Source organism: Ruegeria sp. AL11, assembly GCF_056540865.1.
In genome coordinates, this window is the sequence record NZ_JBQFXO010000004.1 from 79,735 (window position 1) to 103,818 (window position 24,084).

18 protein-coding genes are annotated in these 24,084 nt (G+C 58.9%); 14 read left to right on the forward strand and 4 right to left on the reverse strand.

The annotated features are described in order from the left end of the window. The first annotated feature begins 300 nt into the window (after positions 1-300). Genes ACR0IP_RS07890 through ACR0IP_RS07900 form a run of 3 tightly spaced genes read left to right on the forward strand, consistent with a single transcriptional unit; the run spans position 301 to position 6,659 of the window. Positions 301-3,480, forward strand: coding sequence for a beta strand repeat-containing protein (locus tag ACR0IP_RS07890; RefSeq protein ID WP_480524828.1), 3,180 nt, complete (start codon positions 301-303; stop codon positions 3,478-3,480). A 21-nt stretch (positions 3,481-3,501) separates the two neighbouring features. Beyond that, on the forward strand, positions 3,502-5,292 hold the full coding sequence (locus tag ACR0IP_RS07895) for a type I secretion system permease/ATPase (protein WP_480524829.1): 1,791 nt from the start codon (positions 3,502-3,504) through the stop codon (positions 5,290-5,292). Beyond that, a complete protein-coding gene (locus ACR0IP_RS07900) occupies positions 5,289-6,659 on the forward strand; it encodes an HlyD family type I secretion periplasmic adaptor subunit (RefSeq protein ID WP_480524831.1) in 1,371 nt (456 codons plus the stop codon). Before ACR0IP_RS07895 ends, ACR0IP_RS07900 begins: the two co-directional genes overlap by 4 nt. Before the next feature lie 77 nt (positions 6,660-6,736). Here ACR0IP_RS07900 and ACR0IP_RS07905 read toward each other — a convergent pair whose 3' ends face one another. Continuing rightward, positions 6,737-7,354, reverse strand: a complete 618-nt coding sequence (locus ACR0IP_RS07905) for a TetR/AcrR family transcriptional regulator (RefSeq protein WP_480524833.1) — start codon at positions 7,352-7,354, stop codon at positions 6,737-6,739. A 147-nt stretch (positions 7,355-7,501) separates the two neighbouring features. Between ACR0IP_RS07905 and ACR0IP_RS07910 the strand changes: the two genes are divergently transcribed. From ACR0IP_RS07910 to ACR0IP_RS07925, 4 genes are all read left to right on the forward strand, one after another. Further along, the gene (locus ACR0IP_RS07910) at positions 7,502-8,431 is read left to right on the forward strand and encodes an AEC family transporter (protein WP_480524835.1); all 930 of its coding nucleotides are present in this window, start codon (positions 7,502-7,504) and stop codon (positions 8,429-8,431) included. Between the two features lie 105 nt (positions 8,432-8,536). After that, positions 8,537-9,370 (forward strand): S-formylglutathione hydrolase, encoded by an 834-nt coding sequence (gene fghA / locus ACR0IP_RS07915; protein WP_480524837.1) that lies wholly within the window; start codon positions 8,537-8,539, stop codon positions 9,368-9,370. Positions 9,371-9,373: 3 nt separating this feature from the next. Continuing rightward, a complete protein-coding gene (sthA, locus tag ACR0IP_RS07920) occupies positions 9,374-10,831 on the forward strand; it encodes a Si-specific NAD(P)(+) transhydrogenase (protein WP_170377338.1) in 1,458 nt (485 codons plus the stop codon). Beyond that, positions 10,828-11,283: a YaiI/YqxD family protein gene (locus ACR0IP_RS07925; protein ID WP_170690455.1), complete on the forward strand. Its 456-nt coding sequence runs from the start codon at positions 10,828-10,830 to the stop codon at positions 11,281-11,283. The genes sthA and ACR0IP_RS07925 overlap by 4 nt, the downstream gene beginning before the upstream one ends. A gap of 84 nt (positions 11,284-11,367) precedes the next feature. On the opposite strand, the gene ACR0IP_RS07930 is transcribed toward ACR0IP_RS07925, so the two are convergent. After that, positions 11,368-12,609 carry an MFS transporter gene (locus tag ACR0IP_RS07930; RefSeq protein ID WP_480524839.1) on the reverse strand — a complete coding sequence of 414 codons (1,242 nt, stop codon included), beginning with the start codon at positions 12,607-12,609 and terminating at the stop codon, positions 11,368-11,370. A gap of 149 nt (positions 12,610-12,758) precedes the next feature. Here ACR0IP_RS07930 and zapE point away from each other — a divergent pair, with 149 nt between their 5' ends. The 7 genes from zapE to ACR0IP_RS07965 all read left to right on the forward strand — a co-directional run bounded on the left by zapE (position 12,759) and on the right by ACR0IP_RS07965 (position 21,330). Then, positions 12,759-13,817: a cell division protein ZapE gene (zapE, locus tag ACR0IP_RS07935; RefSeq protein ID WP_480524841.1), complete on the forward strand. Its 1,059-nt coding sequence runs from the start codon at positions 12,759-12,761 to the stop codon at positions 13,815-13,817. Positions 13,818-14,142: 325 nt separating this feature from the next. After that, positions 14,143-15,435 carry an amidohydrolase family protein gene (locus ACR0IP_RS07940; protein WP_480524843.1) on the forward strand — a complete coding sequence of 431 codons (1,293 nt, stop codon included), beginning with the start codon at positions 14,143-14,145 and terminating at the stop codon, positions 15,433-15,435. A gap of 48 nt (positions 15,436-15,483) precedes the next feature. Further along, entirely contained in the window at positions 15,484-16,467 is a 984-nt protein-coding gene (locus tag ACR0IP_RS07945; protein ID WP_480524845.1) for a BMP family protein, read from the forward strand. Next, positions 16,448-17,842 (forward strand): amidase, encoded by a 1,395-nt coding sequence (locus tag ACR0IP_RS07950; RefSeq protein ID WP_480524847.1) that lies wholly within the window; start codon positions 16,448-16,450, stop codon positions 17,840-17,842. Before ACR0IP_RS07945 ends, ACR0IP_RS07950 begins: the two co-directional genes overlap by 20 nt. Then, positions 17,839-19,359, forward strand: a complete 1,521-nt coding sequence (locus ACR0IP_RS07955) for an ABC transporter ATP-binding protein (RefSeq protein ID WP_480524849.1) — start codon at positions 17,839-17,841, stop codon at positions 19,357-19,359. Before ACR0IP_RS07950 ends, ACR0IP_RS07955 begins: the two co-directional genes overlap by 4 nt. Next, a complete protein-coding gene (locus ACR0IP_RS07960) occupies positions 19,349-20,392 on the forward strand; it encodes an ABC transporter permease (RefSeq protein WP_480524851.1) in 1,044 nt (347 codons plus the stop codon). Before ACR0IP_RS07955 ends, ACR0IP_RS07960 begins: the two co-directional genes overlap by 11 nt. Further along, entirely contained in the window at positions 20,389-21,330 is a 942-nt protein-coding gene (locus ACR0IP_RS07965) for an ABC transporter permease (protein ID WP_170377319.1), read from the forward strand. Before ACR0IP_RS07960 ends, ACR0IP_RS07965 begins: the two co-directional genes overlap by 4 nt. Positions 21,331-21,840: 510 nt before the next feature. On the opposite strand, the gene ACR0IP_RS07970 is transcribed toward ACR0IP_RS07965, so the two are convergent. Together ACR0IP_RS07970 and accD are read right to left on the reverse strand one after the other, a co-directional pair. Then, positions 21,841-23,115, reverse strand: coding sequence for a bifunctional folylpolyglutamate synthase/dihydrofolate synthase (locus ACR0IP_RS07970; protein WP_480524853.1), 1,275 nt, complete (start codon positions 23,113-23,115; stop codon positions 21,841-21,843). Further along, complete coding sequence (accD, locus tag ACR0IP_RS07975; protein ID WP_170641235.1) at positions 23,112-24,044, reverse strand: acetyl-CoA carboxylase, carboxyltransferase subunit beta; 933 nt, start codon at positions 24,042-24,044, stop codon at positions 23,112-23,114. The genes ACR0IP_RS07970 and accD overlap by 4 nt, the downstream gene beginning before the upstream one ends. Positions 24,045-24,084: the final 40 nt, after the last annotated feature.

Below are 24,084 nucleotides of genomic sequence, written 5' to 3' on the forward strand. Positions count from 1 at the left end.
CCTTGCTTCAGAAGCCCGGACAGCGGTTTGAGGTGAATTTGACCCCCACATCCCGTCACAAATAGGTGAAACGTCGTCATCAAATAAGTAAGCGACCCGAGTTCACCCATCGCATCGCCGTTAAAATCAAGGCCGCAGCTCGTGAAGACTTCACGAAATTCGTGAGTATTTGCGTTGGTTATACCCCTAATTTGGACCATGAATTTCCGCCGGCAATGGGCGGGGCCTACTGATTTGTTGCGTCGATTGCCCGATCGAACGGGCCACCTGCACCACGCAACAAACCAGACGGAGTGACCCATGCTGTCCCAATTCGTAGAAAGCCTGCGCGCCCGTCTCTTGACCACGTCAACACTGGCGCAAGAGACCACACGTGACGGCCAAACCCTTTTCAACAACTTCTTCCAGAACACGATCGTGGATGACACGCCCGCCTTTGTTCTGGCCAATGACTTTTCCCGCCTGCTGAACTTTGGCGAGATCGTCACCAATAACGCTGTCGCAGCCGTTCAGGCCCTGGGCGAGGATGTCGACGTATTCAACTTCCGCTCGGGCGTGATCGAGGCCAATAGTGGCCCCGATGCACTGGCGACCGGCGTTCAGGTCACCGGCAGTGCCGCCGTGCGCAACTTCGGTGAGATCTCAGGCGACTTTAACGGCGTTCAGTTTGCAGGCCCCGACAGCTCGGGCAGCCTGGACAATTTCCGTGGCGGCGTGATCTCCTCCGACAGCCGCGCTGTGGACATTCAGGGCCAGGGCATTGATGTGCGCAACTTCGGCGACATCCTTGGCACCGGAGATCAGCGCAACGGCACGATCTACACCAACAGCACCGCCGAGGATATCTCGATCTCGAACTTCACGGGCGGAACCGTGGATGCTGGCGAAGGCAATCAGGGTGTTGGCATCTCGCTTCAGGTCGGGGATGAAGTCGGTGACCGTGTGGAAACCGATATCTTCAACGGCTTCGGCGGCACCATTCAGGGCCGTGGTCAGGCGGCATCGAACACCGGTCTGGCCGGTGACGGTATCCGGATCAACAACGGGGCCGAGGGCACGATCCTCGAGACCGAGATCCTCAACAGCGGACTGATCACATCGGAAAGCACGCAAGGCACCGCAGCTGGTATCCGCATCGCGGATGGCGCAAGCGCCGAGGGCGAGATCCTGAATACCTCGACCGGGGTGATCGAGGGTGCTGCAAACGGGCTTTACATCGGTCAGGGCACGCATGATCTGGATGTTCTGAACTTCGGCACGATCCAGTCCGACAGCCGCGCGGTGAATATCGACGGCACGGGTGTGAACCTAGTGAACGGCGGCGATATCCTTGGCACGGACAGCCAGCGCAACGGCACCGTTTATGCCGACGGCACCGCCGATGATTTCGCAGTCAACAACCTGTCCACAGGCACGATCGACGCGGGCGAAGGCAATGAAGGTTCGGGCTTTGGCGCCGAGATCGCAGGCGAGAATGCGTTTTCGCTGAACAATGACGGTCTGATCCAGGGTCGCGGCAATGCCGCAGCGGGCACCAATGCCGCAGGTGACGGTATCCGCATCGGTAATGTCGGCAACGCTGGCACGTTCACCGGCTCCATCACCAACGCAGGCACCGTCCTGTCGGAAGGTGCAAACGGAACCGTCGGCGCGTTCCGCGCGGTGAACAACGTCAACTTCCAAGGCCAATTGGTCAACGAAAAAGGCGGCGTGTTCGCAGGCGTGCAAAACGGCGTCTACTTCGGGACCGGTGATCATACCGGCAGCTCGTTTGTGAACCGTGGAACCGTCACGTCGGACAGCCGTGCGGTGAATATCGACGGTGAGGGGCTTGAGGTCGTCAACGAAGGCGAAATCCTCGGCACCGGCAACCAGCGCAACGGCACCGTCTATGCCGATGGCACTGCCGACAACTACACCTTCAACAACACCGGTCTGGTTGATGCGGGTCTGGGCAATAACGGCTCAGCCGTGTCGCTGCAAACCGGCGATGTCGAAGGTGATATCGTGTCGGCTGCGGTTTTGAACGAAGGCTCCCTGCAAGGTCGCGGCGACGCGGTTGAGGGCAATCAGGTCGGTGACGGTCTGCGCCTGTTTACCAGCCAGTCCGAGGCCGGATTTGCCGGGGTGGTTGTCAACGAAGGCCTGATCGCAGGATCCGAGACCTCGGACGCAGCCGCAGGTATCCGCGTTGACGGTGGCCTGAACCTTCTGGGGGCGATCCTGAACGAAGGTGAGATCCGCGGAACGGTCAATGCAATCGACGCCTCGGATGCGGGTGACGTGACCATCGTCAATGACGACGAAGGTGTAATCAACGGCAACGTCCTGCTGGGCGCTGGCGATGACATCTTTGTCGATCTGGGCACCACCAACGGCAATATCGTTGGTGGCGCGGGCGACGACGTTCTGATCGCTGGCGATGCGGACAATGTTCTGACCGGTGGTCTGGGCAATGACTTCATCGACGGTGGTGAAGGCATCGACACTGCCGATTTCTCGGATCTGGATGTCGCGGTCGAGGTGCGTCTGGACGCCAATGGCAACGGCACCGCCACTCGCGATACCGGCTTCAACGTATCGGTTGTGGACGCGGTTGTTGCAGCACCGGATCAGTTCGGTTCGAACATCGCCAATGGGGCCCAGTTCGTGGAGCAGGCAGCACAGGGCAACCTGTACTACAACATCCACACCTCGGACTTCCCGGGCGGTGAGATCCGCGGCCAGTTGCTGGTTGACAGCGACGTGACCGAGCACGGCATCCGCACCGTCACCCTGAGCGGAGGTCTAGACGCAGCGCAAGAGCCCGGCCCGCTGTCCGACAGCGAAGCCACCGGCGAAGCCACTGTGGTCATCACCCAGAACTTGAACACAGGTGAGGTGACCTACTCCAGCGAGCTGAGCGTTGTGGGCCTGAGCGAGGCCGACCTGAACACCCCGATCCCGGGTGTTGTCTCGGCCATCCATCTGCACAACGCACCGGCCGGCAACAATGGCCCGGTCGTGCAGGACACGCTGGTAGATGCTGGCGCCACTCTGGACGTGAACGCCACAGGCGGCACGGGTGTCATCGGTCAGGACGTCATCGACAACCAGATCGAAGTCGATGTTCTGCAGTCGATCGAGAATGTTATCGGATCCGGCGATGGTGACATCATCATCGGCAGTGATCTGGACAACAAACTCAGCGGCGGTGACGGCGATGACCTGATCTCGGGTGGGGGTGGCAATGACATCCTGATCGGCGGTGCAGGTGCGGATACCTTCACCTTCGGCGCGAATTTCGGAAACGACGTGATCCAGGACTTCGAAGTCGGCCTCGACCAGTTGCAATTCGGTGACTTCGGCCCCGATTTCGGCGTCGCTGTGAATGTTGCTCAGGATGGCAACGACGCTGTGATCTCGTTCGGCACCGAAGGTTCGGTCCGTCTGGTGGGCGTCAAAACCACCGACCTGACCGAAGACGACTTCGTCGCTTAATCGAAAACGGACGGGGCGGCTTTGACCGCCCCGTTTGCCAAACCGGAAAAGGGCAAGACGATGTTTCAGAAATCCAACCCCGTACAAACCGCATGGGCCTCGTTGCGCAAAGGGTTTGTTGCCGTCGCTTTCTTCAGCCTGTTTCTCAACCTGCTGATGCTGGCCGGGCCGCTTTATATGCTACAGGTCTATGACCGGGTCCTGACCAGCCAGAATGTCGACACGCTGATCGCGCTGACCCTTTTGCTAGGTGGTGTCTTTGTCGTGATCGCCTGTCTCGACCTGATGCGGATGCGCATCCTGGGTCGCCTGGCCGCCCGGTTCGAGATGGCCGTCGGCGCGCCTGTTCTTGGGGCCGCCATGCGCCGCCGGGTTCAGGGCGAAGCGCAGAGCGCCGAGAATCTGGTCGATGACGTCAACGGATTTCGCGAGTTCATCTCGGGCTCGACCCTGACCGCCTTTTTCGACGCGCCGTGGATTCCGATCTACCTGCTGGTCCTCTACGTCCTGCATCCTCTGCTGGGTCTGCTGGGACTGGCCGGAGCCGTCACCCTGACCGTCATGGCGCTGATCAACAACGCCCGCGCGCAGAAACCAATGCGAAACGCCGCCGAAGCCCGAGGGCGCTCGGACGCGCTATTCAAGACCTCGGATCGCAATGCCGAACTGGTTCATGCGCTGGGTATGAAATCTGATCTGGTGCGCCGCTGGACCGCCCTCCAAATCGACGCCCACGCGCACAAAACACGCGCAGCTGATCGTATCGCCGGTTTTTCGGTATTGTCGAAGACCATTCGCATGGGCCTGCAATCAGCCATTCTTGGCCTGGGCGCGGCCCTTGCCATTACCGGCGAATCCACCGCTGGCGTCATGATCGCCGCCACCATCGTGTTAGCGCGCGCGCTGGCGCCGATTGATCAGCTCATCGGCCAATGGCGTGGTTTTCTGGCCGCGCGCGGTTCCTACGCCAAGATCAATGCGCTGACAGAGGAGTTCGCCGAAGACACTCCCAATCTGCATCTGCCGCGCGCCTTCAAAACGCTGGACGCGAAAATCGCTCAAGCCGGGCCGCCGCGCGCGATCAATGCCACCATTCGGGGTATCGACTTCGATCTGGCCGCGGGCGACGTTCTGGCTGTCATTGGCCATAGCGGCTCTGGCAAGACGACGCTGGGTAAGATGCTGGCCGGGATCTGGCACCCGCAACGGGGTGAGGTTCTGCTGGATGGCAGCCCGATGTCGAAATGGAACGCCGAGGATTTGGGCAAACAGATCGGCTACCTGCCGCAGGATGTCGAGCTATTCGACGGCACGATCCGCGAAAACATCGCGCGCTTTTCGGTCGCCATCGACGACGCTGAGGTTTTCCGCGTCGCGCAGGAGGCGGGCATTCATGAGATGATCAGCACCCTGCCCGAAGGCTATGAAACGCGCATCGGTCAGGGGTTCTTTCTGTCCGGCGGTCAGCGGCAGCGTCTGGCCTTGGCCCGCGCCCTCTATGGTGACCCGTTTGTGCTGGTGCTGGATGAGCCGAACTCGGATCTGGATGCCGAAGGGGAACAGGCCTTGCGCGATGCCATTCTGGCCACTCAGGCCCGCGGCTCCATCGCCATCGTCATGACTCACCGCCCCGCAACCCTGCAGGTCGCCAACAAGGTCATGGTCATGCGCAACGGGTCCCAGACCCAGTTTGGCGACAAAGATGACGTGCTGAAAGTCAATCGCCGCAATGTTCTGGACAGTTCGGGCAAGGGCACCCGCCCGACCCCTCAGCCCGTCCCGGAAACGCAAATCACAGGAGCAGCCCAATGACACAGATTGTCCCGCACAACGCCTCTCGCAATGCGTTGTCGCTGAATGAGGCAGAGTTCATAGACATCTCGGACGCCTCCCCCCGGATCGGGCACTATGTCTGGGTTGGCATGATCACCCTGATGGCCTTTGTCGGAGGCAGCGCCTACTGGGCCTTCGCCTCGAAACTGGACGGGGCGGTGGTTGCCCCGGCCTCATTTGTGGTCGAAGGCGATCGCAAAACGGTCGAGCATCTGGACGGCGGCATCATCCGCGACATCCTGATTGCCGACGGAGATTTCGTTCAAGAAGGTCAACCCCTGATCCGGCTGGACAGCACCGATATCGACGTCGACCTGAATGTGCTGGGCAGTCAGATGGGTGAGCTTTCGGTCCGCCGCGCCCGCCTGCTGGCACAGATGAGCGGTCAGGATCGGTTTGATGAGGCTTCGGCCATGGCAGGCTTTCAGGCGGGAATGGAGCGGCTGCACTGGACCTCCGCCTATCTGACGCAGAAGCAGCTGTTTGACGCCGAAGCCCGCGCCCGTCAGACAGAAACCCGGATCAATGAGCAGCGGATCTCGGGCCTTAAAGACGAAGCGCAGGGGCTGGCCGAACAGCGTGTCAGGACCCAGAACCAGATCGAGATCACGCTGACCGAACTGACCAACCTGCAGACCCTACTGGACAAAGGGCTGGTGGCAGCCACCCGCGTCAGCTCGCGCCAGATTGAGCTGCAGCGGCTTTACGGCGTCGATGCCTCACTGCGCACCCAAATTGCACAGGCGGAAAATCAGGTCAGGGAATTGAAGCTGACGCTGATCAGCCAGCAAAAGCTGCGGGATGAGGTGATCGCGGGGGAACTGGCGGTGGTCGAAGCGCAGCTTGATCTGGTTCGCCCGCAATATGGAGGCACCGCCGAGCGCCGCAAGCGGATCGAGCTGTTGGCCCCGACCAGCGGGCGGGTGGTCAATCTGGCGGCCTCGACCACGGGCGGCGTCATTCGTCCGGGCGAACACATCATGGACATTGTCCCGGCGGATCAGGCGCTGATTGTCGAGGCGCGGGTCAAGACCGGTGACATCGACAAGCTGCGGATCGGCCAGTCCACCCGCATCCGCTTGTCGGCATTTGCACAGGCAGACGTCCCCGAGGCCAGCGGCAAGATCTTCGACATCTCGGCCGACGCTTTAGAAGACGAACGCACGGGCGAGCCCTACTACAAGGCGCGGGTCAAACTGGATGCCCAGCAGCCCGAAGCGGTGGCCGCGCTGGATCTGGTGCCCGGTATGCCGGCTGATCTGTTCGTCAATACCGGCGAGAGGGCCGTGATCGCCTATCTGTCACAGCCCATCAGTGACCGGTTGGCCAAAACTTTTATTGAGTGAGTGGGTACTCAGGTAACGAGTATGTTTTTAACGAGTGGGAATGGTCTGCAGATGGGGCTGCAGACCATTTCACTTTGTCAAACGCCGTAGCGGGCCATGAACATGTCGACAGCTTGCAGGGCAACCTCATCGATCTCGGCCTGAGAGAACTCTTCCTGAATACCAAAGGCAGCGCGCAGCCACAGGCGAACTTTGCACAGCTCGGCGAATTGTTCGGCCGCGATCGTCACGTCCTCGATTACCAGTTCACCCTTTGCAACGGCCTTTTCCAGATACTCGACCATCTTGCGCTGACCGTTCTGAGGCCCAGCTTCATAAAAAACGCGTCCAAGTTCCGGGAATCGATCCCGTTCAGCCACGCAAACGCGGAAAATCTGGCGATTGAAATCCGACACGAAAAAGCTGACCAACTGCGTCGCGGTAATCGTCAGAACTTCGCGCACGGGTTTGGTTTCGTCGATCATCGAGATCACACGCTCGGCCATGCGGCGGCACTCGGTTTGCGCCACCTCAATAAACAGCAGGCGCTTGTCGGGGAAATAGCTATACAGCGTCGCTTTTGAGACACCCGCCGCCCGCGCGATGTCATCCACACTTGCCCCCTCGAACCCATCCGCGAGAAAAACTTCTCGGGCCCCGCGCAGAACCTGGTCGAATTTTCGGCCGGTGCGCAGGATGGTGGCGGTCTGGGTCATGATGGCTCCTTCAGCGGGTTGTGGATCGAATTTATAAACCGATCTGTTCAGACACAAGGATTCTTGGTGTTTTCTGACGGGCCGTCACCCAAAACGCTGTTCGATCCGTGACTTGCAGGTCGCGCAATCCATGTTAGGAGGGTACCCATGGTCGAGATCTTTCTGCGTACCCTTCCCTTCTTCGTGATCATCGGCCTGGGTTACTGGGCCGGGCGCACGCGGTTCTTCACAGAGGAAGCCACCGCCTATCTGACGAAATTCGTCTTTTTCTTTGCCCTGTCGGCTATGCTGTTTCGCTTTGCCGCCACCCTGCCCTTTGCCGAGATCTTCAATGGGCGGCTGATCATCGGTTATCTGATCGGCACACTGGCGGTCTATGCTCTGGCGTCGCTGGTGGCTTGGATACGGGGCCTCGACATCCCGACCGCTGCCGTTGAGGCCCAGTGTGCCGCCATCGGAAATGTCGGGTTTCTCGGCCTGCCCATGCTGGCCATGCTGCTGTCCGAGGCCGCGATCGGACCCGTCATGCTGATCCTTGCGGTGGATCTGGTCGTGTTTTCCTCGCTCATCGTAATCCTGATCAATGGCGGCCGGGACGGAAAGCTGACGGTCAAAACGCTGCGTTTGATCGGGGTCGGGTTGCTTAAGAATCCGATGATCGTGTCGATCTCGGCCGGATTGATCTGGTCGGCGCTGCAGATCCCGATCCCCAGCCCGATGAACGATTTTCTGACCATTCTGGGTGGGGCCGCAACGCCCGGAGCACTGTTTGCAATCGGCGCCTCGCTAGCCGGAAAATCGGCGGAGCGGATCCAAATCGCGGGCTGGCTCAGCTTTTGCAAGCTCATCGTCCACCCCGCCTGTGTCGCCGTCGCCCTGCTGTGGCTGGTTCCTGTTGATACATTCTCGGCCACGGTTGCGATTGCCGCCGCCGCACTACCGGTTGCGGGCAATGTCTACATGCTGGCGGCGCATTACGGGGTTGCACCTCATCGCGCCTCGGCGGCGATCCTGCTGTCTACGGCGGCCAGTATTCTGACGGTTCCGCTGATCATCGGATGGCTTACCGCTTTGTGAGCGCGCAACCCCACCAAAAAGTCACGCACAGGGCGACTGCCGCACTTTACGCGGCGTCCTTAGGGCGATAGCCATGGCGCGACCCTAGTTTAAGGACTCGACCAGATGGAAACCCTTTCGGAAAATGCCTGTTTTGGTGGTGTGCAAGGTGTCTACCGCCATGCCTCAACCCCTTGCCAATGCGATATGACTTTTGGCCTGTTCCTGCCCGCCGAGGCCAAGGACGGCCCCGTTCCGGTGTTGTGGTACCTGTCTGGCCTGACCTGCACCCATGAAAACGCGATGACCAAGGCCGGTGCACAGGCCTGGGCCGCCGAACAGGGCATCGCCATCGTGTTCCCCGACACATCGCCCCGCGGCGAAGGCGTCGCGGACCACGAAGACTATGACCTTGGCCAAGGCGCGGGTTTCTACGTCAACGCAACGCAAACCCCGTGGGCCCCACATTTCAACATGTGGGACTATGTGGCCGAGGAACTGCCCGCGTTGATCGCTGAGAATTTTGCCATCGACACGGACCGTCAGGCTATCACCGGCCATTCGATGGGCGGCCATGGTGCGCTGACACTGGCGATGAACCTGCCGGGGCGCTATCGCTCGGTCTCGGCCTTTGCGCCAATCTCGAACCCGACAGGCGCAGATTGGGGCCGCAAACAGCTGAGCGCCTATCTGGGCGATGATAAGGCTGTTTGGGCCAAGCATGACGCCTCGCTCCTGATGAAAGAGGTCGGTTTTGACGGCCCTATCCTGATCGACACCGGTGCCAACGACCAGTTCATCGACCTCCTGCGCCCTGAAACTTTGGCTTCGGCCATCGCTGAGCGCCGCCAGCAGGCGACCTATCGTCTGCAACCAGGCTATGACCATTCCTATTTCTTTGTGTCCACCTTCATGGAAGACCACATCACGTTCCACGCCGAAGCGCTGTACGGAGACTGAGGCATGAGCAAGTATGACTATGACCTGATCATCATCGGGTCTGGCCCTTCGGGCCGGTCGGCAGCGATTCAGGCGGGCAAGCTGAAGCGTCGGGTGCTGGTCATCGACCGGCACGATCGTTTCGGAGGCGTATCGGTGCATACCGGCACGATCCCGTCCAAAACCCTGCGTGAAACCGTGCTGAACCTTTCGGGCTGGCGTGAGCGCAGCTTTTACGGCCGCTCCTACCGGGTCAAGGAGCAGATCCGCGCCGAGGATCTGAAGGCCCGGCTGCACATGACGCTGGACCACGAAGTTGACGTGCTGGAGCATCAGTTCAACCGAAACCATGTGGATACCCTGAACGGGCTGGCCTCGTTCACGGGCCCGCATGAGATCGAGGTGGCGACGGATAGCGGTGAGAAAACCCGCCTGACCGCCGCAAAGTTCCTGATTGCGACCGGAACCAAAACCTATCGCCCGGACTATGTGCCTTTCAACGGCAAAACCGTTGTGGATGGCGATGAATTCCTTGAAATGGCCGAGATCCCTCGGTCGTTGGTCGTGATCGGTGCCGGGGTGATTGGCGTAGAATACGCCACTATGTTCTCGGCCCTGGATGTCCGTGTCACCCTGATCGAGCCGCGCGACACCTTCCTTGATTTCATCGACAAACGCCTGATCCACGATTTCACCCATCAGATCCGCGAAAATGGGGTGGATCTGCGGCTCGGCTCGGCCGTCGAAAAGATCGAAGATGCGGGCGAGCATGTCGAGGTCACTCTTGAAAACGGTCGTCACGTCCGGGCCGAGATGCTGTTGTTTGCTGCCGGTCGGATGGGCGCGACCTCGACGCTGAATCTGAAAGCTGTGGGCGTGGAAACCGATCACCGCAACCGGATTAGCGTGGATCGCAAGACCTACCAAACCGAAGTGCCGCATGTCTACGCTACTGGCGACGTGATCGGGCACCCTTCGCTGGCCTCAACCTCTCTGCAACAGGGGCGCGTGGCGGCCTGTCACGCGCTTGAAACCCCAACCTTGCCGGAAAGCCCTTGGTATCCTTACGGGATCTACTCCGTGCCCGAAATCTCAACCTGCGGCATGTCCGAGGAAGAGTTGCAGGAGCGCGGTATCCCATACGAGGTCGGCGTAGCGCGGTTTCGCGAAACCTCGCGCGGGCATATTATGGGGTTGGAACATGGCATGTTGAAGATGCTGTTTTCCCTGAAAACCCGCCGGGTGCTTGGTGTGCAGATCGTGGGCGAAGGCGCGACGGAGCTGATCCATATCGCGCAGGCCGTACTGAACCTGAAAGGCACCGTGGACTACTTCGTGCAAAACACGTTCAACTATCCGACGCTGGCCGAGGCCTATAAGATCGCGGGTTTGGATGCCTTCAATCGGATGCCGATCCCCGAAGAGTTCAAGGTCAAGAAAAAGCCTGTTGAACCCGCAAAGAAAGAGGCAAAGAAGGCGTGACAACGCTCTATGTCGATGGAGACGCCTGCCCTGTGAAAGCCGAGGCTGAGCGGGTCGCCACCCGACACAAAGTGCCTATGGCGCTGGTGTCGAATGGCGGGTTGCGGCCATCGGCAAACCCTCTGGTGCAGGTCGTCATTGTGGCCGAGGGCGCGGATGAGGCGGACAAATGGATCGCCGAGCGTTGCGGAACCGGCGATGTGGTGGTTACCTCGGACATCCCGCTGGCGGCTAAGTGCGTCGAGGCCGGTGCTCGTGTGCTGCGGCCAAATGGAGAGGCTTTCACAGCTGCCAATATCGGCCAGCAACTGGCGATGCGCGACCTGATGGCGGATCTTCGGGCTGCAAACCCTCTGGGCTCAGGAGGTGGCGGCAAACCGTTTGGAAAGGCCGATCGCTCGCGGTTCTTGGACGCTCTGGAGCGGGAATTACGAGCAGCGCTGCGCGGCTGACCCTCCCGTCAGTCAAGGACGCATCAAAGATGCGCCCTCGCCTGTTGGGCCAAGCAGCGCGTGCCGCGCTGAGGGTGCGCCCAGCTATGCAGCGGCGGGGGTTGGACCTCGGTTCTCGCGAATGGGCAGGTGGACAATCGCGCTAAACGCGCCCACGGCGATACCGATCCACCAAACCATTGTGTAGTCGCCATAGACGTCATACATCCGACCGCCCAGCCAGATACCAAGGAAACTTCCAAGTTGGTGGCTGAGGAAGACAATTCCATACAGCGTACCCATGTAGCGCAGACCATAGAGATGCGCGACCAGACCGGATGTCAGCGGTATTGTAGCCAGCCAGAGAGAGCCCATAGCCAACGAAAAAACGATGACCGAAATTGGGGTGATCGGAAACATGATGAACACGACAGCAGCCAGCGTGCGCGCCGTATATACGATGGCCAGCAAGTATTTCTTAGGGAAGTGGTTCCCAGCCCAGCCTGCCAAAAGCGTGCCGCCGATATTAGCCAGCCCAATCAGCGAAATGGACAACGCACCCAAGGCGGACGTGGTCGTAATGCCTATCGAATGCAGCACGCCACCCGGCTGGATGGGGCCGCACATCTCGGTCACGAATGCTGGGAAGTGAGCTGTGATAAAGCCGAGCTGATAGCCACAACTGAAAAAGCCGAGTGAGATCAGCGTGTAAGACGGATCTCGGAGAGCACGCCCCAAGATCTGGCCCATGCTTTCTTCCAACTCTGCTTTACTGCTTGGCTGAGGCGCGCGCATGAAAGGCAGGATCAGCACCAGGCAGAGAATTGCGACGGCGAACACAATATAAACCTGATGCCAGGGCAGGAAGGTCAGCATCCATTCGGCCGTAGGCGCACCTAGAACCTGACCGAAACTGCCCGCAGCCGTGACGATGGCTAAAGACATGGATCGGTTTTCGTCAGAGGACGCCCGACCAACCACAGCCAGAACCACGCCGAAGCCGGTCCCTGCAATGCCAAACCCGACCAACCATGCGTAGATCTGGTGTTCAAACGGAGTGACGGACCAGGCTGAAAGCACCATACCAGCGGCATAAGTCAACGCACCAAGAACGATGGCCTTTCGGTCGCCGATCTTTTCAGCGATAGCGCCAAAGATCGGCTGCCCGATCCCCCAGGCCAGGTTCTGGATCGCAATTGCCATTGAGAAATCGGTGCGCAGCCAGCCGAACTCAGAGGCGATCGGAATCTGGAACACCCCAAACGAGGCGCGCACCGCGAAACTGACTGTAATGATGATACAGCCCACGATCAGAATTGGATTCAGCAGACGTGCGGAGTGCGGCATTAGGACCTCAGACAAACAAGTCTTGCGACGCTACTGTTTTTCGTCGGCCCGTCAATTCAGTAGATTTGCGGTTCGACATAAGGAAAATTGATGCGTGCCTGAAAATGCCTGCTTTTCAACGCGTAGTGCGGGCGCTATGGCTCAAACCCATGACGGATCTGATTTCGCTTTATAACGAACGTATCTCCGATGGGTCCCTGACGCGGGATGACGCGCAGGAAGCCGTTCTGCCGCATTTCGAGCGTATCCGGGCCGAGTTGAGCGCGCCGGTGAAGCGGGGATTGTTCCGCAAGGCTCCGCCGCCGCCCAAAGGGTTGTACCTGTGGGGCGGGGTTGGACGTGGGAAGTCCATGCTGATGGATATGTTCGTCGATGCGCTGGAAGATATACCGGCGCGGAGGGTACATTTTCACGCGTTCATGCAGGAAATCCATGCGGGTATGCACAAGGCACGCAAGGAGGGTGTTGAAGACGCGCTGGCCCCGGTCGCGCAGGAGGTCGTGAAATCTGTCAAGCTGCTGGCGTTTGACGAAATGCAGATCACCGATATCACCGATGCCATGATCGTCGGACGCCTGTTTGATCTGCTGCATGCGGGGGGGGTGGTCATCGTAACGACCTCGAACCGGCATCCGGATGAACTGTACAAGGACGGTTTGAACCGACAGCTGTTTTTGCCCTTCATTGCCCATATCAAAGAGCAGCTTCAGGTGTGGGAGCTGGTCTCACCGACCGACTACCGCCAAAACCGCCTTGAGGGCGCGCCGGTCTATTTCTCGCCAATTGGCCCGGAAGCGCGTGAGAAGATACGCGCCGTTTGGACGGATCTGTCAGGCGGCACGGCAGAGCCCTTGATCTTGCAGGTCAAAGGTCGCGCTGTTGAGCTCCCAGCTTTTCGCAATGGGGTTGCGCGGGCCTCGTTTTACGACCTGTGTGGACGGATGCTGGGGCCTGGGGACTATCTGGCCATCGCTGAAACGGTCAAGGTTCTGGTGCTAGAGGATATTCCCCGTCTGTCCCGCAACAACTTCAATGAGGCCAAACGCTTTGTGACGTTGATCGACGCGCTCTATGAGGCCAAGGTTCGGTTGATCTGTTCTGCTGCGGCTGAGCCCGAGATGCTGTATGTCGAGGGCGAAGGTACTTTTGAATTTGAGCGAACCGCTTCTCGCCTACGAGAAATGCAGGATCAGGATTGGGGGAAGTAGGGGCGTTGCCAAGTCGTCGATCGTACTGTTGGTTGGCACACGTCGCACTTGTCAGTTTTGACCAAATGTCTTGATGCCGCAGCAATTTGATTGGTGCCAAGACGACAACCGCGCTATCAATTTAATGCGGTCAGGACATTTGGACGGCGCGGATGGCTCTATAGCCGCCGTCCATCGACACGACGAATTGCTGCGTTCGCATTCCGCCTTGCAGGCATCCGAATTGCGTCAGACAATCCGAAGCGCTGGTTCCTGAAACACAGCAAAAAAATGTAGCATTTTATCAGAATACTTTTACCTTGTGGTCAAATTTGGGGGAAGATGAATGCTCGACATCATCATTAAACAAGCCCAACTGCCGGATGGCCGAGGGCCGGTGGATATTGCGATCATGGGCGACCGCGTCGCAAAGATTGCCCCCAAGATCGAGGCTGAAGCAGGCGAAGACATTGACGCGGCTGGGCGCTTGGTTTCGCCCCCGTTTACCGACCCGCACTTCCATATGGACGCGACCTTGAGCCTCGGAACGCCTCGCATGAATGTCTCGGGTACACTATTGGAAGGCATCGCGCTTTGGGGCGAATTGAAGCCCCTGCTGACACCCGAAGCAGTAATTGAACGCGCCATGCGATATTGCGACCTTGCCGTGTCGCAGGGATTACTGGCCATCCGATCGCATGTGGATGTTTCATCCACAACTTTGGTTGGCGTCGAAGCGCTGTTGGAGGTCCGCAAGCAGGTCGCTCCCTATATTGATCTGCAACTGGTGGCATTCCCGCAAGATGGCCTTTACCGCGCAGAGAACGCAGAAAAAAACTTGATCCAAGCGCTTGATATGGGTGTCGATGTCGTGGGCGGCATCCCGCATTTTGAACGTACAATGTCGGAAGGCGCCCGGTCCGTCAGAAGACTGGCCGAGATAGCGGCAGACCGAGGTCTGATGCTGGATTTGCATTGCGATGAAAGTGACGATCCAATGTCGCGCCACGTGGAAACCTTAGCCCATGAGACCACGCGCCTTGGGCTTGGCGGGCGGGTAACGGCAAGTCACGTCACCGCTATGCACTCGTATGACAACTACTATGCATCGAAGCTCATACCGCTAATCGCAGAAAGTGGCATGAACGTGGTGCCCAATCCTCTCATCAATATCACGCTGCAAGGCCGTTCGGATACCTATCCGCGTCGTCGGGGGCTGACCCGAGTGCCAGAGCTGCGCGCGGCAGGTGTAAATGTCGCCTTTGGGCAGGATTGCACGATGGACCCGTGGTATTCGCTTGGCTCCGCCGACATGTTGGAAGTGGCTCATATGGGCGTGCATGCCGTGCCGATGACATCCCGCGAGGCGATGGAGTGGGCGTTTACATCCGTGACTCAGAATGGTGCCAAAACAATGGGCTTGCCCGACCCGACGATCCGCGAAGGCGGCCCTGCCAATATGGTTGTGCTGCAAGCGAAGGACCCGATTGAAGCAGTTCGCATGAAAGCCACCCGGCTTGCCGTTATCAAAAACGGAAAGGTGTTGGCCCGCACGGAACCACGAATGGCCGCGCTTTCTTTGCCTGGCCGTCCCACGACCCTGGATCCCGCAGATTACGCGCCCAGGCCAAAGACTTAGGAAGCTCAATAACAAGAAGAATTGCCACCAACAGAAGAGGATCTACCAATGAAACTCACCACAACCCGCCGTCAACTGATGGTAGGCGCTGCGGCCACGCTGGCCCTGCCGGCTTATATCCGTCGCGTGAATGCGCAATCTGCGATCCGCGTCGCCGGAGTGCACATGTCTCCGGTTGAAAATGCGTGGAACAGCCGCATTCACCTGGCGATGCAGGAAGCTGCTGACGCTGGCCTGATAGATTATGAGTTTTCAGAAGGAGTAGCTCCGACCGACTATCCCCGCGCGATGCGCGAATATGCCGAGGGAGGTGCGCAAATCATCTGGGGTGAATCTTATGCTGTGGAGCGTGAAGCACGCGAAGTGGCGGGCGACTACCCCGACACCGCGTTTCTGATGGGGTCTTCCGGTGGGCCAGAAGGTGACAATTTCGGTGTCTTTGGCACACGCAACCACGAGGCAGCCTATCTGGCCGGTATGCTCGCGGGTCAAATGTCCGAAAGCAATGTCTATGGCTCGGTCGGTGGTTATCCGATCCCCGAGGTGAACCTGTTGATCAATGCTTTCCGCATGGGCGTAAGCGAAGTGAACCCAGACGCCACCTTCGTCAACGGTTTTATCGGTGCATGGTTCGATCCGGCCCGCGCGCAGGAAGCTGCGATTGCCCAGATCGATGCGGGCGCGGACATACTGTTTGGTGAGCGCATTGGCACTGCGGATGCGGCCCAAGCGCGAGGTGTAAAGGCCATCGGTTCGCTGATCGACTATACTCCACGCTACCCGGGCACCGTCTTTGCCAATGCGATCTGGAATTACGGTCCCACAATCGAGGCCATCGTGGCGGATGTTCAGGCCGGCAATCCAACAGGTCGTAACTACACGGAATATTCTTTTATGGCCCATGGCGGCAATGAACTGATCTATGTCGCCGATGAAGTGCCGGCCGACGCCATTCCGGGGATGGAGGCCAAACAGGCCGCGATTCAATCCGGTGAATGGGACGTTCCGATTGATGAAAGCGAGCCCTCCTGATCCAGAGGGTCTTGACGTGACCGATGCCACGGCTCTTGCAGCTGCCATCACGGCAGGGCAGATCTCTGCCTGCGAACTGATGGAATCCAGCCTTGCCGCCTGCCACGCACGGGCGGATTTGGGGGCCGTGGTATATCTGGACGAAGAAATGGCCCGCGATGGGGCAAAGGTGGCAGACGCCTTGCCACCAGACCAGCGCGGGCCATTTCATGGGGTTCCGTTCTTGGTGAAAGACCTAGGGGGTTTCGCAAAAGGGCTTCCTGCGGCGGCAGGATCTGCAGCAATCCGTGCGCGATGTCGTAGACCCGAAAGCGACAGCCACCTGCTGCACCGTCTTCGCCGAACCGGCCTGATCCCTTTCGGCTTGACCGCAACACCGCCCTTTGGCCTTTCACTAACATGCGAACCCGATGACGCGGCTGTGACCCGTAATCCATGGAACCCTGCACTGTCACCCGGTGGTTCATCCGGCGGCGCAGCAGCCGCGGTTGCGGCTTGTATTGTTGCAATTGCTCATGCCACGGATGCCGCCGGGTCCATCAGGGTTCCCGCTGCATGTTGCGGCTTGACCGGGCTCAAGCCTTCTCGTGGCGCGGTGCCCGGAGGCCCCGATTTTGCTAATCACCTGATGGGCATAGCCTCTGAGCTGGTCCTTGCGCGGTCGGTCCGCGATGTGAAGACCGCCTTTGACGCGGTAGCCCAGCCCATGGCCCCGGTATATCTGCCAGAACGCCCCCGTGTCGCATTGGCCTTGCCGGAGCGGTGCGGTGCCGACCAGTGCAAGGCCGCGAAAAGTGCTGCCGACGTGCTGCGCGATGCAGGTTGTGAGGTGCGCGATATTCGTGCCCCCGACCAATTGGGGGATGAGGCTCACGCAATCGCCCGAACCATGCTCGCTGTTTCCTTGGCCGAGTGGCTGACTGCGCTCAAGATCACTGATAATGAGATTCCACCACTTGCCGCAGCCATGGCTGCCGAGGGCCGTGCGACATCCGCCACGGCGCTTTTTGCGGCCTCGCGACAACTCGCACGTCTGACAAATCGATCTCGCAAGCTTTTTAAGTCTGCCGATGCTGTCCTGATGCCGATCCTCTCGTCTGCGCCGCCCTTTGTTGGCGCTTTGGATCTGTCCGGCTCCTCCCCAGACGATCACATGGCGCGGCTCGAGGCTTTTGCCCCGAACGCAGCACTTGCAAATGTAGCGGGCTTGTCAGCTTTGGCGCTGCCTTTTGGCATGGCAAATGGTCTTCCAATCGGCGTTCAGCTGATTGGTCCCCCCGGCTCGGATTTTGCTCTGCTGAAACTTGGCGCACTTATCGAAGCCCGCGCGCCCGCAATCCCTTTTCCACACGCAATCGCAGGCCTGACCACATGAACAAGGTTCTGGAACTAAACGGCATAACCAAGCATTTCGGAACACTCACCGCCAATGACGATGTGACCCTAACACTAGAAAAAGGTGAAATTCTTGCTCTTCTGGGCGAAAATGGTGCGGGTAAGACCACGCTAATGAATATCCTGTTCGGCCATTACGCAGCCGACGAAGGCTCGGTCAGGGTGTTTGGCAAAGAGCTGCCCCCGGGTCAACCACGCGCAGCGATCGAGGTGGGTGTGGGAATGGTACACCAACACTTCACGCTTGCGGGCAACCTCACGGTTCTTGAAAACGTAATGCTGGGTTCTGAACCGCTGACGCGCACGCGTTCCGCTCGTGGTGAGGCACGCAAGAAACTGTTGCAGATTTCAGAGCGGTTCGGCCTGCCTGTAAACCCAGAGGCCAAGGTTCGTTCGCTATCTGTTGGTGAACGACAAAGAGTCGAGATTCTGAAAGCGCTCTATCGCGACGCGCGTATTTTGATATTGGATGAACCTACTGCGGTTCTGGCCCGGCCCGAGGCGATGCGCCTGTTCGAGACGCTGCGCGATATGACGAAAGAAGGTCTCTCACTTATCTTCATCAGCCACAAGCTGCATGAGGTCATGGCAGCCTCTGACCGTGTGGCGGTGCTTCGTGGCGGCAGGATGGTCGCGGAACGCAAAACACCCGAAACCACACCAGAAGAATTGGCGGAACTGATGGTTGGCCGCAAGGTCGAGCGTCCTGTGCGTCAAGACCATGAGATTGGAGCGCCAGTCCTGATCGCAAAGGATGTGAGCGTAGAAGAAGATGGTGAATTGCGGCTGGATGATGTGTCTTTCGCTGTCCATGCCGGTGAAATCCTTGGTATCGTTGGCGTTTCAGGCAATGGTCAGTCTTCCCTCGGAGCGCTGCTGTCAGGATTGGCACACCCGAGTGCGGGTCAGTTAACACTTTTGGACGAAGATATCGGCCATCTGGGTCCGCGCGGCATGATCCGCGCGGGGGCAGGCAGGGTGCCTGAAGACCGGCATGCTGAAGGCGTTGTGGGCGAATTGAGTTTGTGGGAAAACGCGGTGCTTGAGCGCTTGCGCACACCGGAATTTTCGCACCGCGGCTTTGTTCGACAACGCGCCGCCCGGGATTACACTTCGGGGCTAATCGAGCGTTTTGATATCCGCGGCGCCAGCCCCGACACGCGAACAAGGCTGCTGTCCGGCGGCAATATGCAAAAACTGATCCTTGGCCGGGTTCTGACCAATGGGCCGCGCTTTGTGCTCGCAAATCAGCCGACGCGTGGTCTTGATGAAGGGGCAATTGCTTCAGTTCATGCCGAGCTTTTGGCAGCGCGGGCGGAAGGTGCCGCAATCCTGCTCATCTCGGAAGAATTGGAAGAAGCTGTGGCCCTGTCAGACCGAATACAGGCCATCGTAAAAGGTCGCTTGTCAGAACCGATATCGGCGGATGAAGCCGACCCACAACGCCTTGGCTTGATGATGGCAGGTGTCTGGAAGGAAAACGACGATGCGGCTTGAACGACGCTCACATGTGCCGCTGCACCTCGCGATCATTGCACCACTGGCCGCGATCTTTGCTGCATTGCTTTTGGCCGCAGGTCTCATCGCTGCTGCTGACGCAAATCCGCTAGCAGCCTATGGTGAAATGGTGAATGGCGCATTCGGCTCGCGCCTTTCGATCGCCGAGATGCTGACCCGCGCCACTCCGCTTATCTTTACGGGGCTTGCCGCAGCTGTCGCCTTCCGAGCGCGGCTTTGGAACATCGGGGGCGAGGGACAGTTCTTTGTTGGGGCGCTAATCACCGCTTGGATCGGTCATTCACTCGGGGTTCCAGGGTGGATAGGTATTCCGATCTTGATGTTGTCAGGCATGGCGGCAGGCGCGGCCCTGTTGGCAGGGCCTGCCTTTCTACGCTTGCGTTTCGGCGTAGATGAGGTGGTGACAACCCTGCTACTCAATTTCATCGTGATCCTTTTCGTTGGTCTCATGATTGAGGGTCCTATGCGCGATCCGCTGGCCTTTGGGTGGCCCTCTTCGGTGCCCGTAGACGGTGAATACCGCCTTCCGGATCTGATCCCCCGTACACGTCTCCATATCGGGCTGCTTGTTGCTATCGCTGCGGCAGGTGCTGTTTGGCTGATCCTTGCGCGCACTGTTTTTGGTGCTGAAACACGCGCCGCAGGTTTAAATGCCAGCGCTGCTGCTTTTGCCGGAATTTCCCTGCCCCGAACGATCATGGGTGTGGCCCTGCTTTCGGGCGCGCTGGCTGGGCTTGCCGGGTCTGTCGAAGTCATGGGGGTCACTGCGGGTGTCACCACCACTATGAGCCCCGGATTTGGTTATGCAGGCATTGTCGTCGCCATGCTCGCCGCTTTGCATCCGGCCGGAGTGGTCGCTGCCGCTGTTTTCGTCGCCACCGTCTTTGTCGGGGCCGACGCCATGAGCCGTGCGACGGGTGTTCCCAGTTTCATTGCCGATGTGATTGTGGCGCTTTGCCTACTCACCATGATCGTGGCCCTTCTTTTCACAACCTACCGGGTGCGCAGATGAGTGATGCAATTGACCTGCTGCTGAATACCAGTCTTTGGGCTTCCGTGCTGCGTATTGCGACACCGCTCATATTTGGTGTTCTGGGTGCGTTGCTTTGCGAACGTTCGGGCGTGCTTAATCTGGGAATCGAGGGGATCATGACCATGGGGGCGATGAGCGGTTGGCTTGTCGTCTACATGGGAGCACCATTGCTTGCAGGCCTCATTTTTGCAGCGTTTTGCGGCGCGGTGATGGGATTGCTTCATGCCATGCTGACAGTTCCACTAGGGCTTTCGCAACACGTCTCAGGGCTGGGCATAACGCTTTTTGCATCCGCTTTAGCCTATTACTTGTACAGGTTGCTTGTTGAGGTGGGAGATTTGCCCCCTACGATCGAGGCTTTTAAGCCGCTCGATATTCCGGTCCTGTCAGATCTTCCCGTTTTGGGACCGATCCTTTTTAACCAAGCTTTGCCGACCTATCTGGCGCTCGCTGCGGTGGTTGTGATGGCCTATGTTCTTGCCCGCACGCCCTTGGGGTTGGCTATTCGTATGACCGGAGAGAACCCTCATGCGGTTGAGGCGCAGGGGCTGAACCCGATCCGTATCCGTATCGGCGCAGTTGTTGTCGGGTCGGCCTTGATGGCGGTCGGCGGAGCCTTCCTGACCACAACGGCGTTCAACAGCTTTTTCCCGGGCATGGTGCAAGGGCGCGGTTGGATCTGCATCGCATTGGTAGTTTTCGCTAGCTGGCGGCCCAGCAAGGCTTTGATTGGCGCGATGTTGTTCGCTTTCTTCGATGCCTACCAACTGCGATTACAGACAACGGTTGAGGGTGTGCCATATCAATTGTTCCTTATGGCGCCGTATGTACTTTCGATCGTTGCGCTCGTCCTTGTCGCCCGCAGAGCCGAAGTCCCCGCGGCATTGATGGCACCCTACCGACGCGGCGAACGTTAGTGGCATAGTTTCAAACATATTGGCTAGAATACGAAAAAATCATCAAAATAGCCATCTACTCGACCAGATAACGAAGCGCTGCGCACAAGACCAAAATCACAATCCGGAATTCTCTGCACAATATCTATATTTTCAGTTTCCGGTGTCCTTCAGTCGCGCAGATTGAAATCCGGACTAAAGATCACTTGAATGCCTGCCCCCGACTATTCGGCCTGACAAGCTCGCGCACGCGGCGAATGGACGGTTTCCGCCCTTCGATGAATGCTGCGCTAATCGCATTGGTCGCTTTTGCACTCGAACCAGACCTTCGATGCCGCTGACGCAAATAGCCGCTTCGAGCCAATTTTGACTTTCGTGCTTGGGCCCTGCCACAGAGATCGCAATCAGGGGAAATAACTTCTCGGTCACAATTGAAAGTGCGACTATCGAACGGGCTATCGTACCTGCCGCCGCCACTCCTGTCGGCTCCTGCGGGATTTCTTCAGCAAAATGAAGCCCTGTGGGCGGATCTTAGCCGTTTTCGCGCAGGATATTGCCCGCAAGGTAGAGGGACCCGCAGATCAGGATACGTGCATGCGGGTCTTTGGCGACGACTATGTCGAGCGCCTCGGCCACGCTGTTGGCGGTTGATGCGGGCAGATCGACCTTGGCGGCAGCGGCGGCTGTTTCTTCGGCGCTGAGGGTTGCAGCCTCACCCGGAATGGAAACGGCGGTCAGGCTCAGGGCCTGTTTGGCAAGCGGCGCGAGGTAGCCTGTTACGTCTTTTGTGTTCAGCATACCGCAGATCATATGGGTCGGGCGTTTCGGCAGGTTCGACAGAACCTCGGCCAGAGCGATCCCGGCTGCGGCGTTGTGCCCCCCATCCAGCCAAAGCTCGGCCTGACTTGCGACTTGCACAAGCGGGCCGGTTTTGAGGCGTTGCATCCGTGCGGGCCATTCGGCCTTGGTCACGGCGGCCTCATAGGCGGCATCGCCAAGGTCGAGGTGGCGCAGAACGGCAAGGGCCGCTCCTGCGTTCTGGATCTGGTGGGCACCCAAGATGTTGGGCAGAGGCAGGTCACGCAACCCGGTTTCGTCCTGATAAATCAGGCGGCCGTTTTCTTCGGTGACGTGCCAATGTTGACCATATGCAACAAGAGGCGCGCCGAGACATGCGGCGGTCTGTTCAATCACCTCCATCGCCTCATCAGGTTGCGGGCCGACGATGCAAGGCACGCCGCGTTTGATGATACCGGCCTTTTCACCGGCGATTTTCGCCAGGGTATTGCCCAGAAACTGCTCATGGTCGATGGAGATCGGAGTGATCACCGTCACGGCAGGTTTTTCGATCACATTGGTCGCGTCCAGACGCCCGCCGAGGCCGACCTCAAGCAGGGTATAGTCCGCTTTGGCCCGCGCGAAGGCCAGAAGGGCCGCGCAGGTCGTGATCTCGAAATAGGTGATGTTCTCGCCGCCGTTGGCCGCGTAGCACTCATCCAGCACCGCCGTGAGGTCGGGTTCCGAGATCAGTTCTCCGGCCAAACGAATGCGTTCATGGAACCGTGCAAGATGCGGTGAGGTATAGGCGTGGGCCGACAGCCCTGCCCCTTCAAGCCCGGCTCGGATCATCGCTTGCGTCGAACCCTTGCCGTTGGTCCCGGCGATGTGGATCACTGGTGGCAGCTTGTTCTGCGGGTTGTCCAATGCCTCTAGCAAACGCCAGACGCGATCCAAGGTCAGGTCGATGATCTTGGGGTGCAGCGCCATCATCCGGTCGAGGATGGCGTCCGATGTTTGGGCGGTCATTTCTGATCCGTATCTTCAGCAGGTGCGTCTGCGGCGGCCTCTTCCGGTTCCGGCGCGGGCAAATCACCTTTAATCGCAGGAGGCTGGTTCATCAGCATGCGGGTGATAGTGATCAGTTCCTCACGCAGCTCGGTGCGCTTGGTCACGCGGTCGAGCATACCGTGGTCCAGCAGATATTCGGCGCGCTGGAACCCTTCGGGCAGTTTTTCACGGATGGTCTGCTCGATCACGCGGGGACCGGCAAAGCAGATCAGAGCGTTGGGTTCCGAGATATGCACGTCGCCCAGCATCGCATAAGACGCAGTCACACCTCCGGTGGTCGGGTGGGTCAGAACGACGATATAGGGCAGGTTCGCCTCTTTCAGCATCTCGACGGCCACGGTGGTACGCGGCATCTGCATCAGGCTCAGGATGCCTTCCTGCATCCGGGCACCGCCGGCGGCCGAGAACAGGATAAGCGGGCGCTTTAGCTTAACCGCCTCTTGCGCGGCGGCGATGATCGCGTTGCCAACATACATGCCCATCGAACCGCCCATAAACGAGAAATCCTGCGCCGCCGCAACAATCGGGGTACGCCCGATTTCGCCCGTAGCGACCAGCATGGCTTCTTTTTCGCCCGTTTTCTTCTGGGCCGCCTTCATGCGATCGGGGTATTTCTTCTGATCGCGGAACTGCAGCGGGTCATCTTTGGGCGCAGGCACCGCAACTTCGGTGAAAATCCCGCCATCGAACAGGTGGCCAAAGCGGTCACGCGGTGTGATTGCCATATGGTGACCGCACTGGGTGCAGACGTTCTGGTTTTCGGCCAATTCACGATGGAACAGCATCGTTCCGCATTCATCGCATTTGTGCCACAGATTTTCTGGCACTTCTCGGCGCGAGAAGATCGAGTTGATCCGGGGGCGGACGTAGTTTGTGATCCAGTTCATATCAGAGCCTTGGATTGTGCGGCGTTGACGTCAAATAAGA